The organism is Pseudoalteromonas sp. c7(2019) (genome assembly GCF_011378625.1).
In the GTDB taxonomy this organism is placed as follows: domain Bacteria; phylum Pseudomonadota; class Gammaproteobacteria; order Enterobacterales; family Alteromonadaceae; genus Pseudoalteromonas; species Pseudoalteromonas arctica.
This window is the reverse complement of record NZ_WTKS01000026.1, coordinates 1-17,102: the sequence shown is the minus strand read 5'-3', so window position 1 is coordinate 17,102 and position 17,102 is coordinate 1. Positions and strand designations below refer to the sequence as shown.

General features: G+C 38.8%; 18 protein-coding genes. 13 read left to right on the top strand and 5 right to left on the bottom strand.

Going from position 1 to position 17,102, the window contains the following annotated elements:
• Positions 1-104: 104 nt before the first annotated feature.
• Both GQR38_RS19300 and GQR38_RS19295 read right to left on the bottom strand, forming a co-directional pair.
• Entirely contained in the window at positions 105-989 is an 885-nt protein-coding gene (locus tag GQR38_RS19300) for a fused MFS/spermidine synthase (protein WP_024607812.1), read from the bottom strand.
• A complete protein-coding gene (locus GQR38_RS19295) occupies positions 982-1,605 on the bottom strand; it encodes a fused MFS/spermidine synthase (RefSeq protein ID WP_007583564.1) in 624 nt (207 codons plus the stop codon). Before GQR38_RS19295 ends, GQR38_RS19300 begins: the two co-directional genes overlap by 8 nt.
• A 590-nt stretch (positions 1,606-2,195) precedes the next feature.
• Here GQR38_RS19295 and GQR38_RS19290 point away from each other — a divergent pair.
• The 11 genes from GQR38_RS19290 (at position 2,196) to GQR38_RS19240 (ending at position 10,671) form a co-directional block, all read left to right on the top strand.
• Positions 2,196-2,849: a thermostable hemolysin gene (locus tag GQR38_RS19290; RefSeq protein WP_024592423.1), complete on the top strand. Its 654-nt coding sequence runs from the start codon at positions 2,196-2,198 to the stop codon at positions 2,847-2,849.
• Positions 2,846-4,315 carry an AMP-binding protein gene (locus tag GQR38_RS19285; RefSeq protein ID WP_165721966.1) on the top strand — a complete coding sequence of 490 codons (1,470 nt, stop codon included), beginning with the start codon at positions 2,846-2,848 and terminating at the stop codon, positions 4,313-4,315. The genes GQR38_RS19290 and GQR38_RS19285 overlap by 4 nt, the downstream gene beginning before the upstream one ends.
• A complete protein-coding gene (locus tag GQR38_RS19280; protein ID WP_165721965.1) occupies positions 4,308-4,997 on the top strand; it encodes an iron-containing redox enzyme family protein in 690 nt (229 codons plus the stop codon). Before GQR38_RS19285 ends, GQR38_RS19280 begins: the two co-directional genes overlap by 8 nt.
• A complete protein-coding gene (locus GQR38_RS19275; protein WP_165721964.1) occupies positions 4,994-5,764 on the top strand; it encodes an SDR family oxidoreductase in 771 nt (256 codons plus the stop codon). Before GQR38_RS19280 ends, GQR38_RS19275 begins: the two co-directional genes overlap by 4 nt.
• Positions 5,765-5,785: 21 nt before the next feature.
• Positions 5,786-6,433, top strand: coding sequence for a hypothetical protein (locus tag GQR38_RS19270; protein WP_165721963.1), 648 nt, complete (start codon positions 5,786-5,788; stop codon positions 6,431-6,433).
• Positions 6,434-6,440: 7 nt separating this feature from the next.
• Positions 6,441-7,100, top strand: a complete 660-nt coding sequence (locus GQR38_RS19265; protein WP_007376647.1) for a response regulator transcription factor — start codon at positions 6,441-6,443, stop codon at positions 7,098-7,100.
• Positions 7,101-7,126: 26 nt separating this feature from the next.
• Complete coding sequence (locus GQR38_RS19260) at positions 7,127-8,440, top strand: ATP-binding protein (RefSeq protein ID WP_165721962.1); 1,314 nt, start codon at positions 7,127-7,129, stop codon at positions 8,438-8,440.
• Entirely contained in the window at positions 8,433-8,786 is a 354-nt protein-coding gene (locus GQR38_RS19255; protein ID WP_024591521.1) for a cupredoxin domain-containing protein, read from the top strand. Before GQR38_RS19260 ends, GQR38_RS19255 begins: the two co-directional genes overlap by 8 nt.
• Positions 8,773-9,513 (top strand): iron transporter, encoded by a 741-nt coding sequence (locus tag GQR38_RS19250; RefSeq protein ID WP_101216026.1) that lies wholly within the window; start codon positions 8,773-8,775, stop codon positions 9,511-9,513. Before GQR38_RS19255 ends, GQR38_RS19250 begins: the two co-directional genes overlap by 14 nt.
• Positions 9,510-10,226, top strand: coding sequence for a hypothetical protein (locus GQR38_RS19245; protein ID WP_165721961.1), 717 nt, complete (start codon positions 9,510-9,512; stop codon positions 10,224-10,226). The genes GQR38_RS19250 and GQR38_RS19245 overlap by 4 nt, the downstream gene beginning before the upstream one ends.
• A gap of 235 nt (positions 10,227-10,461) precedes the next feature.
• The gene (locus tag GQR38_RS19240) at positions 10,462-10,671 is read left to right on the top strand and encodes a cold-shock protein (protein WP_002959120.1); all 210 of its coding nucleotides are present in this window, start codon (positions 10,462-10,464) and stop codon (positions 10,669-10,671) included.
• A gap of 1,001 nt (positions 10,672-11,672) precedes the next feature.
• Here the strand turns inward: GQR38_RS19240 and GQR38_RS19235 are convergent.
• The 3 genes from GQR38_RS19235 to udk form a co-directional block, all read right to left on the bottom strand.
• On the bottom strand, positions 11,673-12,383 hold the full coding sequence (locus tag GQR38_RS19235) for a transporter substrate-binding domain-containing protein (RefSeq protein WP_346774072.1): 711 nt from the start codon (positions 12,381-12,383) through the stop codon (positions 11,673-11,675).
• A gap of 306 nt (positions 12,384-12,689) precedes the next feature.
• The gene (locus tag GQR38_RS19230) at positions 12,690-13,916 is read right to left on the bottom strand and encodes a NupC/NupG family nucleoside CNT transporter (protein ID WP_007583535.1); all 1,227 of its coding nucleotides are present in this window, start codon (positions 13,914-13,916) and stop codon (positions 12,690-12,692) included.
• A 17-nt stretch (positions 13,917-13,933) separates the two neighbouring features.
• A complete protein-coding gene (udk, locus tag GQR38_RS19225; protein WP_007583533.1) occupies positions 13,934-14,566 on the bottom strand; it encodes a uridine kinase in 633 nt (210 codons plus the stop codon).
• Positions 14,567-14,758: 192 nt separating this feature from the next.
• Between udk and GQR38_RS19220 the strand changes: the two genes are divergently transcribed.
• A complete protein-coding gene (locus tag GQR38_RS19220; protein ID WP_010555228.1) occupies positions 14,759-15,991 on the top strand; it encodes a phosphopentomutase in 1,233 nt (410 codons plus the stop codon).
• On the top strand, positions 15,991-16,695 hold the full coding sequence (deoD, locus tag GQR38_RS19215; RefSeq protein WP_002959109.1) for a purine-nucleoside phosphorylase: 705 nt from the start codon (positions 15,991-15,993) through the stop codon (positions 16,693-16,695). Before GQR38_RS19220 ends, deoD begins: the two co-directional genes overlap by 1 nt.
• Positions 16,696-17,102: the final 407 nt, after the last annotated feature.

Here is a 17,102-nt window from a genome sequence, read left to right as displayed (position 1 = left end):
ATTTTATCATTACTTAGCTTGCTAAGTAAATATGTGTAAGTGCGGGAAGTGGCAAAATATTTGCTAAACCTCACCTGTATAAAAATGGTGAGGTTTAGGGAGTTTTAAAAGTTAAGTAAATTAGCTGGGGAGTATTGATCGGTAAGTACTTTTGTATCTGCAGGCCAATCTTGGCCGTCTTTAGTAAAGTGCATAAGTTGGCTAATCGCTTTTATATCTACACCGTATTTTACTAATTTAGGGGCGAGAGCATTAACACGCGTGTTAATTTGGGCTTCGCTCGGTATTGATTTAAGTCCCGCTAAAATAATACGGTTGCTGCGATTTTCGCGGCTTACATTTATAAAGTCGCCAAATACAGCGTGGTAAGTTGCCGACTCATGCTCATAAAGTTTACTACTTGAAAACGTATTTGCGGCAATAACGCCACCATCGGCCAATACGCTTTGCACTTCTTCAAAAAACTCTTTAGTGAGCAAATGCTCCGGAATATAGTCACCGTTAAACGCATCCAAAATAATCCAATCGTACTTTTGCTTTTTAATAGCGGCGCGCTTTATAAAAATGCGGCCATCTTGCACGCTTGATGTCACTAAGTCGTTTTCTATAAAGTTAAAGTAATCGCGTGCAACTTTAGTTACTGCAGGATCTATTTCAACATTATGAATTTTTGCAGTGGGGTATAGCTCATGAATAACGTTAGAAAGCGTACCGCCACCTAATCCTATAATAAGTACACTTTTAGGGTTGTCGGCTACTAAAAGGCTCGCAAACGTCAATTTTGTGTAATTAAAAACAAGTTTGTCGGGATTGCTTTTATACATGCAACTTTGGCTTGTTTGGCTACTTTTAGTATTAAATTTAAGGCAACGTAAGTCGCTCGTTTCTTCAACAATAATATTGCGATAAAGCGAGCGTTCTTCATGAATAACCTTACTAAACGCAGAACCTGAAAACACAATTAATGGCAGTAGCAAATATTTAAGCATGAGCAAGCCCCTTATTATTAACCAAGGTATTAATAACAATCGCGACTAAACCCAGTGCCCCAAGCGTTAAAGCAAAGGCGCTAATAATTGTATTCACGTCAAACGCGAGTACAAAGTAAAACGAGGTAATTATAGTACCCAGGGCACTGCCAAGCGTACTTACAAAGTATAAACGCCCAGCCACTTGGCCGCTTTTATCGCTATCTGTTACCAGTAAGCGCACAGAGTAGGGCGAGATCATGCCTAAAATAACGGTAGGTATAAAAAATAAAGCAGTTGACGCTAAGAGCGAGCCGTAGCGGCTATCTTCAATATGGGTAAATATAAATTCCATTATTGGCTGCGAAAATAATGTAATAGGCACAACCATAATGCTGGCAATTAAAAATATTAAACCATATTTGGTAAGGGATGCATTTTTAGTGCTGAGTTTACCACCAAGTAAATACCCAAAAGATAAACTAAGCATAAACACAGTAATTATACTGCCCCAAATATGCACGCTACTGCCAAAAAAGGGGGCAAGAATTCTCCCACCTAAAAGCTCAATGCCCATTATGCAAAAGCCGCTGCAAAAAGCTAAAAAGTAAATTAACGCGTTTGTTTTTATGCTCATGTAATTATCTTTATGTAACTTAAGTAGAACACTATACTAACGTGATGCATACAAAGCTGCTAGAGCCTGTTGACCTTTCAGGATTAAAATTTGTTCTATCTAGGGGCGATTTAATCGCGGCGCGAGATTTGTAACCTAGTGGGCTCGGTAACTGCTCCTGCGTTACCCTACTGGCTTACATCCATGTAAGAATAAGTAAAAACCGAGCAACAAAGAGTTAATCGTCCCTAGAAAGAACCCAGAGGGCAGCGCATGTTTGGTATTTATGCTGCGTTATCGCCCATTAATGGGGAATAACCACACTACATGGGCTCTGCCTTGCCTAAAAACCAAACATGCTGCTGCAAATTTAACCTCGAAAGATAAATAGGCCCTAGGGTAATAATTAACCTAAGTTTAATTTAAAAAAGAAGTTTTGTTATAGCAATTTGTTAGTTAGTTGAATTCTGATCTATTTAGCTTGCCTAGGCCCTCGCGATTTAACACTTAAGACGCTTTTTCATTTAAATTAATTTTTTCTTAAGTTTTCTTTAAGTTTCACTCGTTAAGTTTAAACCCTGAAATATAAACAGGTTTAAATGAGCGAGCTTATGCAATTAGCCCACACTTCTACATCATTAGATTTAACACAAAATAACAGTCAGTTTATTAGTGCTCGTATTGATGATGTGCATCGAAAAAATCTCGAAAATACAGTGAAAGAAGGTTTTTTAGTTGCGTATAACGCTAAGCTTACTTCTTTTATGCCCCTACTTTGCCAATACGTTACCGAGCAAGGAAAGTGCACGTTAGGGCTAAGGCAAGCAACTTCGCCATTGTTTATTGAGCAATATTTAGCATCACCCGTTGAAGATTTTTTAGATGAAAGTATTTCTCGCAATAAAATTTTTGAACTTGGTAATCTCTGCTCTACAAATCGAAGAGCAACACTTGCACATTTTATTATTGTTAACGAAGCTCTGCAAAGTGTGGGGGCAAAACATTTAGTGTTTTGTGCAACCAACAAAGTGCGTGCTTTATTGCGCTTACTTGGTGTTACGTGTACTGAAATTGCACTTGCGAGCAGTTTTGTAGTTGAGAACCCATTAAAGTGGGGCAGCTATTACGCCAACCAACCAACAGTATGCATTGTGAGCCTAGAGCAAGCTCACCAACAAGTATTAAATACCCCAATGCTTTATAGTTTGATGCAGCAAAACCACTCAAGTATTAATTCTTTGGTAAATGCATTGGTGAATGTATGAATTACTATAATACACATTCAGTACCGCCATTAATTATTGCCCATAATAAAGAGCAAACACTTGAAATTAACGGTGATGAGTTTAACCAGCAAATACAAAAAGTAGTAAAAATACTACAAAGCTTTAACGGCAAATGTGTCGCTTATAAGCTCGATAATACGCCAGCTTGGCTTGTTATTGATGCCGCTACTGCAGTTTCTAATAAAGTGGCTGTGCCAATTGCTCACTTTTTTAGTGAACAACAAACTCAATATGTACTAGCACAATGTGGCGCAAATTTATTTATTAGCGACACGGCAAACCCTTTACTTGGGGAGCCGACTGCATTGATTACTATGTTTGAGTTTTACACGTTATATATTTACGAAATTGTTGTAGCTAAAGCCGTCAGTTATTTTCCAGAAACTCAAAAAGTAACGTTTACATCAGGATCGACTGGGCAACCAAAAGGCGTGTGTTTATCTGCAAAGAGCCAAATGCAGGTAGCTCAATCTCTGTGCGATAAGATTAATATTAAAAAGCCTGTTCATTTATGTTTATTGCCGCTTGCTGTATTGCTTGAAAATATAGCCGGTGTGTATGCCCCTTTAAAAAGTGGCGGTACAGTGCATTTAATGCCGTTAAATGAATTAGGATTTGTTGGAACTGCATTAAAACAGCCCGCACAGCTTATAGCTGCTATTGATAAAGTTAAGCCAAATACGCTTATTTTAGTGCCTGAACTATTAGCATGCTTAGTTACTTTTGCAGAAGATGGGTGGCAACCGCCTAGTTCGTTACAGTTTATTGCGGTAGGTGGTGCGCGTGTCAGTGAAATGCTATTAACCAAAGCGCGTAGCTTAAATTTACCGGTATACCAAGGTTATGGGCTTTCTGAGGCGGCATCTGTAGTTAGTTTAAATACGCCCACAAACGATAACCTTCACAGTGCAGGCTCTGTGTTACCTCATATTCAAACCAAAATTGAAAATGGCCAGCTTTTTATAAAAGGCGATTTGTTTTTAGGTTACTTAAATCATCAACCTCACGACAAAAACCAGTGGTATGCAACCGGTGATCTGGTCGATCAGCATCAAAATACCTTATTTATTAAAGGCCGGTTAAAAAACCTAATTATTACCAGCATGGGGCGCAATATCAGTGCCGAGTGGCCTGAGTCACTATTACTAAGTCAAAGCGGAATTTTACAAGCGGTTGTGTTTGGTGAAGGTCGACCTTTTTTAACCGCCATTATTTACGCCGATTCAAAGCTAAGTAACCCAGTGTTAGCTCAATACATTAACGCAATTAATAAACAACTACCTGACTATGCACGAATTCAAAAATGGCATCGTTTAGCTGCCCCATTAAGTGTGCAACAAGGATTATTAACCACAAATAATCGTCCAAAACGAGATGCCATAAGTAAGCAGTACCATGCTGTGTTTGATCAATTTTACCGACTTGGAGAAGTAATTAATGAGTGATTTTTTTAACACCCTTAAAGAGCAAACTAAACAAGAGCAAAACTACTTGCTTGCAGCGCCTATTATTCAGCGTGTTTTTAAAGGCGAAGCATCACTTGAAGAATACGCCTCGTTTTTAGCGCAAGCATACCACCATGTCAAACACACAGTGCCATTAATGATGTCGGTTGGTGCACGATTAACCGACAATCAAGAATGGCTGCGCGAAGCCATCGCAGAATACATTGAAGAAGAGATAGGTCATCAAGAGTGGGTACTTAATGATATTGCAGCCTGTGGTTTTGACAAAGAAACAGTACGGTGTAGTCAGCCGCAATATGCTACGGAAATGATGGTGTCGTATGCGTACGACTCCATTACACGTAAAAATCCATTGAGCTTTTTTGGCATGGTGCATGTGCTTGAAGGCACTTCTATAGCGCTTGCTGATGGCGCAGCTTCAAACATTGCAAATGCTGTGGGCTTACCTAAAAAAGCATTTAGTTATTTAACCTCTCACGGCGCACTTGACATAGAGCATGTAAAGTTTTTTGAAAACCTAATGAACCAAATAACAGATGAGGCGGATCAACAAGCCATACTCCATGGTGCAAAGCGCTTTTATCGTTTATACGGCGATATATTTCGTGGGCTCGATGACGAACCGTTTTTTAAAGCAAGTGCACAAGGCAAATTGGCATGAGTAGCTCTTTATGTGTGCTCACTGGCGCAACAGGCGGAATAGGGCAAGCGATTGCTAAAGCCCTATATGCAAAAGGGTGGAAGTTACTGCTTGTAGGGCGAAATACGCAAGCCCTTGAGGAGCTCAGTAGTGCATGCCCAGACAGTGAAATATTTACGGGCGATTTAACCGACGATACAACACGCATTAACTTAGCAATAAAAGCCAAGCAACTCGGTGGCGTTAAGTTACTTATTAACAATGCTGGTATAAATACAATGCAAAGCTTAGAGCACACAAGTTCTGAGCAAATAGACAATATGCTCGTTACTAATTTGTCGGTGCCTATTAAATTATGCCAGCTATTTTTAGGGCAGTTACACTATACCAAAGGCACCATTGTTAACGTGGGCTCATCGTTTGGCAGCATTGGTTACCCGTTTCAAACACTTTATTGCGCCAGTAAATTTGGTTTACGTGGTTTTACAGAAGCGCTCTCGCGTGAGCTTAACGGCTCAGGCGTTAAAGTGACCTATTTAGCGCCTAGAGCAACAGATACATCCATTAATAGCAGTAAAGCGCGTGCAATGAATAAAGAACTCGGTAATAAAATGGACTCGCCAGAATTAGTTGCTCAAGAGTTATTAGTGCTTATAAATTCGAATCAAACAAGGCGTTTTATTGGTTTTCCTGAAAAATTATTTGCACGCATAAATGGCGCATTCCCAAGCGTTGTTGATAACGCTATTGCAAAACAACTTCCTAAAATTAAACGTTTTTTAAGTTAACAAACACACAAGGGCAAAATTATGTATAAATTTACACTCGCATTTTATTTAGTACTAACAACTGTATTTGCAACCGCAGTACACGCAGATGAAACACAAGACTTAACCTCTATTCAACAAAAGTGGGCAATTGCTAACTACGAACTTGAAGATGATGCGCAAATAGACGCGTTTACACAACTAAGTGAGCAAAGTGCATTGTTTGTTAAAAACTACCCAAACTCGGCACAAACACATATTTGGAATGGTATTGTGTTAGCCAGTTTTGCAGGCGCAAAAGGCGGGTTGGGTGCACTTGGTTTAGCAAAAGAGGCAAAAACGTCACTCGAAAATGCACTCTCAATAGATGGCAGTGCATTAAATGGCTCGGCTTACGCAAGCCTTGCAACGCTTTATAGCAAAGTACCCGGTTGGCCAATTGGTTTTGGTGATGACGACAAAGCTGAAAAATTATTTAAACAAGCGCTCGCTTTTAATCTCGAAGGCATTGATACTAATTACTTATACGGTGAATACTTGTATGACGAAGGCGATTATAAACAAGCTAAAGCACGACTACTTGTAGCACAAGCTGCGGGCATTCGTGATACTCGTGCAAAAGCAGATGAATATCGCCAACAAGCAATAAGCCAGCTATTGGTAAAAGTAGATAAAAAACTAAAAAGATAAACACATAATGCATTTATTACTCGTTGAGGATGATCATTTAGTGGCGCAAGGGCTTATTCGCTCTTTGCGTCAAGAGGGCTACAGCGTAGAGCATAGTGGCACAGTTAAGCATGCCTTAGAGTGCCTTTCTAGTGGTGAAATTGAGCTTGTTATTCTCGATTTAGGATTACCTGACGGCGATGGCTCGCAAGTTTTAAAGCATATTAAAGCGCAAAAAAAAGTAATACCGGTGGTTATTTTAACTGCTCGCGGCAGTATTGATGACAAAGTCCAAGGGCTTGACATGGGCGCTGACGATTACCTTGCAAAGCCGTTTGACCCTGCTGAGTTATTTGCTCGATTACGTGTAGCAAGCCGACGTGTTAATCAAACTCAATCTAGTTTGTTACAATACGGAGAAGTCGTAATAGACAGCTCAGCGCATACGGTGACAGTTAGTGGGAAATCACTTACATTGCCGCGTAAAGAATACATGCTTTTAAAAGCGCTGATGGAAAATCAGGGAAGGGTGCAATCAAAACAACAACTCGAAAACAAACTTTACCAATGGGGTGAAGAAGTTGGCTCTAATGCCATAGAGGTGCATATTCATCATCTTCGTAAAAAATTCCCTAGCGATTTTATTAAAACCTTACGTGGCATTGGTTACGTGGTTGGTAAGCGTTAGGGTGTGTTTGTTTTTCGAGGTTGAAAATGTCTATTCGTAAACGTCTAACCTTAATTTTACTTTCAATGATGGTGCTTACTTGCTTTTTAGCATTAGTAAAAGGCTATCAAAAAAGCATGCACCACGGCGAAAACTTGCTTGATAATGAACTTAAAATAGTGGCTGGCGTTTTAATTGAACAACCATTAGCACTAAGCACAAATGCAGTACAAGTAAGCAATAATAGTGCTCAGTTGTTGTATCAAATTTGGCAAAATAATAGTTTACTTAGTGGCTCATCGAGTTTATCAAATAACCAAATTAGTTTTAGCGAGGGCTTTCAAACTGCCAATGTAGCAGGGCAGCGCATGCGAGTGTTTGTGATGAGAAAAAATACCCGTAAAGTCATCGTTGCTGAGCCTATGTCAAAGCGGTTTGAATTAGCTGAAGCCGTTATTTTATCTGCAATGTTACCTATGTTATGGGCTGTCCCTCTGCTTGCTATTTTTATAAGTTTTTTTGTTAAATACGCATTAGCCCCTCTTACTCGATTATCTAAGCAGCTGGCTACTCGCCAAGCAAACGACTTTACGCCAATTAACTGGCAGGTAACCGACGAAGAAATTAAACCGGTTATTAATCGTTTAAACGACTTATTTAAACGCGTAGAAACTGCCTACTTACGGGAGCGCTTTTTTGCCTCAGATGCAGCTCACGAATTACGTACTCCGCTTAGTAGCTTAAAAATTAATGTACACAATTTAGCTAATAAGCAAAGCAACTCGCAAAACCATCAAGAATTACAAGCTATGTCACAAGGCATTAATCGCTTAAGTAATATTGTTGAACAAATGCTAATTTTAGGGCGCACTCAGCCTGAGCAATGGCAGAGGCAGTTTAGCGAGCAGTCATTGCTAACGATTACTCAGCAAGTCGTATCGGAGCAATACGACAAAATAGATGAAAAAAACCAAACTATTAGTCTTGAAGGTGATGATTTTATTATTAATGGTGATGAGTTTACATTAACCACACTCATCGCTAATTTACTTAGCAATGCCATAAAATACACACCCAATAATGGTCAAATTATAATTAAATTAGCATCAAGTAATAACAGCTATAGTTGGCAAATTGATGATTCTGGTGCGGGCATGACTGAAGAGCAAAAAGAGCGAATATTTAATCGCTTTTATCGCGTGGGTGGCGATCAACATCCATCAGGCGAGCAAGGTGCGGGTTTAGGTATGGCGATTGTTCAACACATAATTGCTATTTATGGCGCAAGTATTCATTTAGCGAATAGCCCTTTAGGTGGACTAACCGTTAGGGTTACTTTTACAGGAGTAAAAAGTGACTAAACGTTTATTCAATCAATGTCTTTGTTGTTTGCTATTTTTGTCGTTTAACGCGGCGAGTAAAGAGTACCTTATTATTTTAAAAGATCATTTGTTTTATCCCTCGCAAATAATTATTCCCGCAAATAAAAAAGTAAAACTATTGATAGAAAACCAAGACAGCACACCAGAAGAGTTTGATAGCTTTGATCTAAACAGAGAAAAAGTACTCTACCCAAATCGTAAAAGCATTATTTATATAGGGCCACTAAGTAAAGGGCATTACGAGTTTTTTGGTGAGTTTTCGCCAAATACAGCAAGGGGCGTTGTTATAGTTAGCGATGAAGGGGCACAGCATGCTAATAACTAGTTTAGTCATGAGCCTTAACCAATTACTACCAGTGGCTATTTTATTAGTGCTACTACAAGTAGTTAAAAAACAAAGCTCTTTAAAAATAGGCTCTGTTTTAGTAATAGGCGCGGTAATGTCGTTTTTGTACATGCAAAGTGCGTCGTGGGTGAGCCAGTGGTTTGAACACCAAGGGTTAGAGTACTCACAAATAGGGCTATGTATCACTATATTTATTGCTGTATTGGTATTTGCACTAAAGCAAAAGTCAGCGGCATTTTATATCGCAGTTATAAGCACAATAACGCTCTATTTAAGCCATTATATTATTTACCTCACCAGTTTTTGGCAAAATAATGATGCAGGGCAAAGCTTATTTATTGGCACTTTATTAGGTGTTGGAATTTGTTTAAGTTTTAGCGTATTGCTGTACTTTTTAATGAATGCAATTAAGCACCGTTTTGGTATGTATCCGCTTTTTACTTTGCTTGCTTTTAACAGCGCGGCTAAGTTATTAGTTGCACTGGATTTGGCAAGCCAAATAGATTTAATTACAAACACCTCAACGGTGTGGGATTTACGTGATTTGTTAAACGAAAACTCTGAGCTAGGCCGCGTATTGCGTGCTCTTGTTGGTTACGAGGCCACTCCTGATTTAATGAGTGTACTTATATATAGTACAAGCAGCGTGTTATTTTTATTACTTTGTTATGTTATTTCGGCTTCAATAACTAAGGAACGTGTATGAAAGCACTCAACCTATATTTAGCGCTTAGTTTTACCGCTCTTTGTTTGTTGGTATTCTCAATCCAAGCAAAGGCCGATGGTATTGTTGTTGATAAGGTATATCACCCCTATGTTTTGCCTTTTGAGCGTGAGCTTGAGTGGCGATTAGTGTCGCACCAAACAGATAGTGGCAACATACTAGCGCAGCGTTTGGGGGGCGGTGGTGCTATTAACGATACAATGGCACTCGAAGGCTATTTAGTTGGTGAGCGAGACGATAACGGCGACTTTGGATTAGAAGCTTATGAGCTTGAGCTACGTTGGCAATTAATTGAACAAGGTAAATTATGGGCTGATTGGGGCGCGTTATTTGAGCTTGAAAAAAAGTATAACGAAGATGTGTATGAGGCAACTTCGGGTTTTGTGATCGAAAAAGAATTTGGAAAAACAAGTCTTACGCTAAATGCTTTTTTGGTTTATGAGTGGGGGCAAGACATTAAAAATGAATGGGAAAGTGAGTTTAGAGCACAATATCGCTATCGATATCGCTCTGCTTTCCAGCCTTCTATAGAGGTTTACGTAGGAGAAGACTTTATTGGTATAGGGCCTGGCTTTATAGGTTTACAGCGCTTTGATGGGCAAAAGCAATTAAAATGGGAAGCGGGTTTCATCACTGAGATAAGCCAATCAGAAAAAAACCATAGTTTTAGGCTCGCATTAGAATTTGAATTTTAATAACAACTAAAAGTAGTTTTGGTTGTTTATCATTCTGATTATAGATAGGTACTTGACATATTATTTAAACTCTATATAGTGGGCCGCAGCTAGAAAGAAAGCATGTAAGCTATAAATCTCCATTTCGATATAAGTAATACTTGTAGTACCGTCCTGAAGTTTTTAAAGTACCATCTCATTTTTTGCTACACCCGCTCTTATGAGCATATTTTTATTTTTATTTCAGGATATTACAATGTCTAACATCGTATCAGGTACAGTTAAGTGGTTTAACGAGTCTAAAGGTTTTGGTTTCATCGAGCAAGAAAATGGCCCAGACGTTTTCGCACATTTCTCAGCAATCAAAAGCGAAGGTTTCAAAACTTTAGCTGAAGGCCAACGTGTAGAGTTTACTCTTTCACAAGGTCAAAAAGGTCCACAAGCTGATAACATCACAGCTGTATAATTTTACTTTTTAAGTAAAATGAAAAAAAGCGCTTAAGGCGCTTTTTTTGTGTCTGAAATTTGACTCAAACCAAGCAACGTCCATTATCACTGTAAATTAACTAAATGATATTGCTATTATTAAGCCCCTCCTAATATTTGTTTTTCTATTCTTCTAAGTCATTCTTCTAAATCATTACGCTAATGCAAGTGAGTTGAAGCTTGTAACTTATACCGAACATTTCTCCCTTATAATTTCAAAACAACAAATTCAAAACGACAAAGACCAGCTTGTTAGTAGTACTCTCGATATTGTAAAAGATATTTGCACAGCTATTGATATAACCTGCGAGTTTAAATTGCTTCTTTGGAAGCGTGCTTATAATTTATACCAACCTGCATAAATCTTTGATCAATTTAACGAATTAAATTGCACTATAACGTCGTTAAAAATTTTTTATTTAGAACAACTAGATACAAAAATTTTTGCCTAGTTCTAGCGTAATTTCCTTAACGTTAAATAGACCCCATACATAAGCAGATTGGTATTAGTTCAAAAAGACCCTCACTTAGGTCTTGTTCTAATTGCTAAAAACACCGAACGTGAACCTCTATTTATTGGAATTGGTATTAGTATAAATAATCAAAAAGATGCAAAGCTGTTTTCTTTAAAATTGTAAGGGGTGATATATACGAATCATAGTAAATAAAATTGGTTTTAAAGCGGGTAAAAACTTACTAATGTTTGGAGGCGAAAACAATATATGGATTTGTTTTTAAAAAGAAAAATAGATCTAATTTTGGGCTCATAATGACAATAATGCATCAGCTGGAACCTTTGACTATAGAGTGGGGAAGGTGCTGAAAGGCTGCAAAAATTACATCTTTGTGCGCTTGCTAGCAATTGCATCGCATTTAATAAGTAAGTAGTTGTGTGTGCCATAAAGCGATTTAACAAAGAATATAAAAAGTTAAAAATGAAAGATGATTTTGCCGCCTATAAGCATACTTACCTTCAATGATTTATCTTTCGTAAGGCAGCCCTTTATTTTGCTTTATTTTTAAAAATGCAGCTTGCAGTGCTTCTATTAAATGCATATCTGTTTTTTTATTTGCAGCTAAATAAGCATCAATTGTTAGCTCATCTATTTTATAAATAAACCTTAAGTGTGCTGGTTTGAGCTTTAGGTAGTCGCTCATCTGCTGCATATATAAAGGATCGTCTACAATTAAATCTACTTTTTTAGCTAATAGTAAAGAGTATGATTTTTGAATATCAGAGGTTAAAACAACTTCAAATCCAAGTTTCGTGAGGGTTTGTGTTGAAAAGTCATTGCGTTGCATTGCAATTTTATACACTTTTGCTTGTTCAGTATTATTTATAATAAGATCATCACGCTCTGATAGGCCGATAAAGCCCAGCTCAAATCGTCCAACTGGTCCAATCCAATAAAATTTATTTTCTCGCTCTACAGTGCGTGCAAGGCTGTATATAAAGGTGTTTTTTAACTCATCTGCAATTTTATAAGCACGTGCCCAAGGATACATTTGAATATTCGGCGTTAGGTCAGCCTCAGCAAATATATCTCTAATAAACTGAGTACCTTCACCTGCTACCTCGCCATTAATCAATACTTGGTTTGGTGGTGCTAACTCTGTAACAACAAGCAGGGCTTCCTTTGCTTGAACATACACAGAGCAAATTAAAAAAAGAGAATAAAGAATATATTTCACAATAGCGAATCGTCATTCGGTTAGCTTAAGTAATAATAAGTGTGGCTGAAAATATGAAAAACACAAAAATTATTTATGTGAACTTGTTACTAAGATATTGGTTTATTTGAGTTATGTATAACTATAAAGGGGGCTAGATAGATAAGTGGTTCGAGGTTAGAAGTAGTTGAGGCTAAAAATTAAGGCCTAAAACGATAAAAGGGCCTTGCGGCCCTTGGTGAAGTATCGTTCAAGTCAGATAGAGCTTTAACCCCTTAAAGCGCTATCCTCTTGTTTTGCAACACCGGTGTTCATCTCAATAAGTTTCTAAGCTAGCGAGAGGAAAAACCCAGCAATTGCTGCGCTCATAAGGTTAGCCATAGATCCTGCTAACACTGCTCTGAGCCCTAAGCGTGCGATATCCTTCCGCCGACTAGGCGCCATACCGCCTAACCCACCTAGTAAAATGGCTATCGATGATAAGTTAGCAAACCCACATAAAGCAAAAGTAACGATTGCTTGTGTGTGCGCGCTTAACGTATCGCGATAATTTATAAAGTCTAAGTAAGCAACAAACTCGTTTACTACTATCTTTTGACCAATAAAGCTGCCGGCTATAATCGCTTCATCCCATGGCACACCTAGTAACCATGCAACTGGAGCAAATACATAACCTAATATTTCTTGAAGCGTTAATGTTGGGTAATCAAACCACCCACCAATACCGCCTAATAAACCGTTTAATAGTGCAATTAGCGCTACAAAAGCAAGTAACATTGCACCTACATTAAGTGCTAAATGCATACCGTTTGCAGCACCTGATGCAGCTGCATCAATTACATTTACAGGCTTATCTTCGTCATCTAAATCTAAATCAGCTAAGTTATCTCTAGGCGTTTCAGTTTCTGGCACAATCATCTTGGCCATTAAGAAACCACCTGGTGCAGCCATAAAGCTCGCAGCAATAAGATACTTAAGATCTACGCCAATAATTACGTAACCGGCCATTACAGAGCCTGCTACAGTGGCTAAGCCACCTACCATTACTGCAAACAATTCCGATTTTGTCATCGTTGCTATAAATGGCTTAACTATTAACGGTGCTTCAGTTTGGCCTACAAAAATATTTGCAGTTGCTGAAAGCGATTCTGTGCGAGAGGTCTTCAATAATTTTTGTAAACCGCCGCCTAAAATCCTAATTATCCAATCCATAATGCCAAGGTGATATAACACAGCAACAAGCGCTGAGAAAAACACGATAACTGGCAAAACTTGAATTGCAAAAATAAAACCTAATGTGTCTTGTGAGGCAAGTGGACCAAATAAAAACCCAATACCATCATTAGCATAACCAATAACCGACGAGACGGCTGATGACATGCTAGTTAACACATTTTTTCCTGCTTCGAAAAACAGAACAAAACCGCCTATAACAATTTGCATTGCAAATGCTATACCAACGGTTCTTAAATTAATTGCCTTGCGATTAGTTGACGCAGCAAAGGCAATGCTTAGTAGCACACACATGCCTACTAAGCTCATAAATGTTGTCATACAAATGTTTCCCGTTGTTATTCTTGTAGTAAATATTTAATTTTACTTTTTATTATATCAATCGCAACGCGGTTCATGCCGCCTCGAGTCACAACTAAATCAGCGTTATGCTTAGAAGGCTCAATGAATTGATAAAACATCGGTCTAACAGTTGCCTGATATTGCTCAACAACAGATTGTAATGTTCTGCCTCGTTGCTCCATATCACGTTGCATACGACGCATTAAACAAATATCTAAAGGTGTGTCTATAAACACCTTAATATCAAATTCTTTATTAAGCGCTTTATCACTCAGTAGTAAAATACCTTCAACAATGAGTATTTTAGCAGCTGGCACTCGGCGTGTGGTTGCGCTACGCGTGTGCTGAGCATAATCATACGTTGGTACTTCTACTGAGTTACCACAACGAAGTTGCGTTAAATGCTCAAGCATTAATGCGTGTTCAAATGCATCTGGATGGTCGTAATTTGTTTGCGTACGATGAGCCATCGGCAAATGCGACTGATCCTTGTAATAAGCATCTTCTTCAATAATGGCGATAGCGCCTGGTTCAAGCTCATTAACCAATTCATTGTAAATTGTTTGGCTAAAAAGAGATTTGCCCGACGCTGATGCGCCTGCAATGGCTATAATAGTAGTTCGTGTCACTAAAGTTCTCATCCACACAGAAAGATATATTGTTGGTAGATCACAATAGCAAAAAAGACACGATTAATCTCTTTTGCTTCGCTCAAGGGTGCAAATTTATAATGTTTAGGTTTTATGAAACAGGACTTTTGTCCTGTACGGAAAATTCGATCAGCGGATAAAGTAACCACCTAGAATCAAAGTGAGGTCAAAATGGCAAGAGCAATTATTTTAATGGCAGATAGCCTAGGAATCGGTGCAGCACCAGATGCAGATAAATTCGGCGATCTTGGGGCTAATACATTCGCTCACTTACTAAAAGCATATTACGACGAAACAGGCAGTGCACTGTCTCTTCCTAACCTATCAAAACTTGGGTTAGTGGATGCATGTGAAGCTGCCGGTGGCGAACCGTGTTTAATTTCAGACCGCCAAGCTCCTCAAGGTGCATGGGGTTACGCTAAAGAAATCTCTAGCGGAAAAGACACGCCATCAGGTCATTGGGAAATGGCAGGCGTACCTGTGTTATTTGATTGGGGATATTTCCCAAAAACACAGCCAAGTTTCCCACAAGAATTTATAGACGAGTTTATTGCTCGTACAGGTATTCCAGGCATTTTAGGCAATTGCCATGCATCAGGAACTACCATTTTAGAACAGCTAGGTGAAGAGCACGTAAAAACAGGTAAACCAATCTGTTACACCTCAGCTGATAGCGTGTTTCAAATAGCCGCGCATGAAGAGTCATTCGGCCTAGAGAAGCTTTATCAAGTTTGCGAAATCGCACGGGCGCTACTTGATGAAATGAACATAGGACGAGTGATTGCGCGGCCATTTTTGGGTTCAAATAGCCAAGACTTTGCTCGAACGGGTAATCGTCGTGACTATTCAGTACTTCCGCCAGCACCAACATTGCTAGATGTACTAGCAAAAGACGGCGGCGAAGTAATTAGTATTGGTAAAATTTCAGATATTTACGCGCATCAGGGCATAACCCAAAAGCATAAAGCACCTGGGCTTATGAACTTGCTAGAAAAAACCAGTGAAGTAATGGAAAGTGCGCCAGATCGTAGCTTAATCTTTACTAACCTAGTTGATTTTGATGAAAAATTTGGTCATCGTCGTAATCCAGTAGGATACGCAAAAGCATTAAAAGAATTTGATGACTATTTACCAACTATACTAAATCAGTTAAAAGCAGATGACGTATTAATGATCACTGCAGATCATGGCTGTGACCCAACCTTTCCAGGTTCTGAGCACACTCGTGAATACGTACCTGTTATTGCATACCAACCAGGTATGAGTAACACACCATTAGGTGAACGCAACAGCTTTGCAGATATAGGTCAAACACTGGCACAGTGGTTTAGCTTATCTGCGCTTGATTACGGCGACAGCTTTTTAAATGAGCTAAAAACGCCAAATAAAAAGGAAAACAATTAATGAGTACTCCGCATATCAGTGCAAACGTTGGTGATTTCGCCGAAACAGTATTAATGCCAGGCGATCCGCTACGTGCGCAATATATTGCTGAAAACTTTTTAGATGATGCAGTACAAGTTACAGGCGTTCGTAACATGTACGGTTTCACTGGTACTTACAAAGGTAAGCCAGTAAGTATCATGGGTTCAGGCATGGGCATTCCATCAATGTCTATTTATGCACGTGAGCTAATTGTAAGCTTTGGCGTTAAAAATATTATACGTATTGGTACGTGTGGCGGTATTGGCACAGATATCAAAATTCGTGACGTAATTTTTGCACAAGGTGCAAGCACAGATTCAAACGTAAACCGTGCACGCGTACGTGGCTACGATTTTGCTGCTATTGCTAACTTTGACCTACTTTTAAACGGCGTAAACGCAGCTAAAGAGCTAGGCATTAAAGCAAAAGTAGGTAACGTATTTACGACAGACACATTCTATCAAGCAGATGACTCGTTCTATAAAGACTTAGACAAGTTAGGCATGCTAGCAGTAGATATGGAAACAGCAGGTTTATACGGCGTTGCAGCTGAATACGGCGCAAACGCAATGGCATTATTTACAGTAAGTGACCACGTAATCACTGGCGAAGCAACACCTGCTGATGAGCGTCAAAGCACGTTTAACGAAATGGTTAAAATTGCATTAGAGTCAATAGCTTAAATAATACATAACAGTTCCTTGGTAACGTATTCACTAAGTTTTGGAGACACGCCCAAAGTGAAGTGAGACTAAACCTCCAAAGCCGCATTTTATGCGGCTTTTTTTATGCCTGAAGAAAATGGGTAGCAGCTTCTAATTACTTATACCAATTCGCTTAATTAAGTGATCTATTTTAAGGATGGAAAAACGTGTTGATAGCTAGGCAAAAAATTCGCTATTTAGTTGTTCTAAATGAGAATTTTTTAACGCAGGTAGTGACACGTTTAGCCCCTAAAAATGATTAAGTATTATTGCGGGTTGGTATTAATTCAACCATCTAAAAACTGCGTTTTTAAACGCCTGCAAGCAGCGCGTCTTGTATCTCTCATTGATAAATGATTAGCTATCATTTATCACATCGAAGTCAG

Bases quoted from the DNA above. Each gene is read 5' to 3' on its own strand.
- GQR38_RS19300 (WP_024607812.1), bottom strand. From the start codon at position 989: ATGCTTAAATATTTGCTACTGCCATTAATTGTGTTTTCAGGTTCTGCG.
- GQR38_RS19295 (WP_007583564.1), bottom strand. From the start codon at position 1,605: ATGAGCATAAAAACAAACGCGTTAATTTACTTTTTAGCTTTTTGCAGC.
- GQR38_RS19290 (WP_024592423.1), top strand. From the start codon at position 2,196: ATGCAATTAGCCCACACTTCTACATCATTAGATTTAACACAAAATAAC.
- GQR38_RS19285 (WP_165721966.1), top strand. From the start codon at position 2,846: ATGAATTACTATAATACACATTCAGTACCGCCATTAATTATTGCCCAT.
- GQR38_RS19280 (WP_165721965.1), top strand. From the start codon at position 4,308: ATGAGTGATTTTTTTAACACCCTTAAAGAGCAAACTAAACAAGAGCAA.
- GQR38_RS19275 (WP_165721964.1), top strand. From the start codon at position 4,994: ATGAGTAGCTCTTTATGTGTGCTCACTGGCGCAACAGGCGGAATAGGG.
- GQR38_RS19270 (WP_165721963.1), top strand. From the start codon at position 5,786: ATGTATAAATTTACACTCGCATTTTATTTAGTACTAACAACTGTATTT.
- GQR38_RS19265 (WP_007376647.1), top strand. From the start codon at position 6,441: ATGCATTTATTACTCGTTGAGGATGATCATTTAGTGGCGCAAGGGCTT.
- GQR38_RS19260 (WP_165721962.1), top strand. From the start codon at position 7,127: ATGTCTATTCGTAAACGTCTAACCTTAATTTTACTTTCAATGATGGTG.
- GQR38_RS19250 (WP_101216026.1), top strand. From the start codon at position 8,773: ATGCTAATAACTAGTTTAGTCATGAGCCTTAACCAATTACTACCAGTG.
- GQR38_RS19245 (WP_165721961.1), top strand. From the start codon at position 9,510: ATGAAAGCACTCAACCTATATTTAGCGCTTAGTTTTACCGCTCTTTGT.
- GQR38_RS19240 (WP_002959120.1), top strand. From the start codon at position 10,462: ATGTCTAACATCGTATCAGGTACAGTTAAGTGGTTTAACGAGTCTAAA.
- GQR38_RS19230 (WP_007583535.1), bottom strand. From the start codon at position 13,916: ATGACAACATTTATGAGCTTAGTAGGCATGTGTGTGCTACTAAGCATT.
- GQR38_RS19220 (WP_010555228.1), top strand. From the start codon at position 14,759: ATGGCAAGAGCAATTATTTTAATGGCAGATAGCCTAGGAATCGGTGCA.
- deoD (WP_002959109.1), top strand. From the start codon at position 15,991: ATGAGTACTCCGCATATCAGTGCAAACGTTGGTGATTTCGCCGAAACA.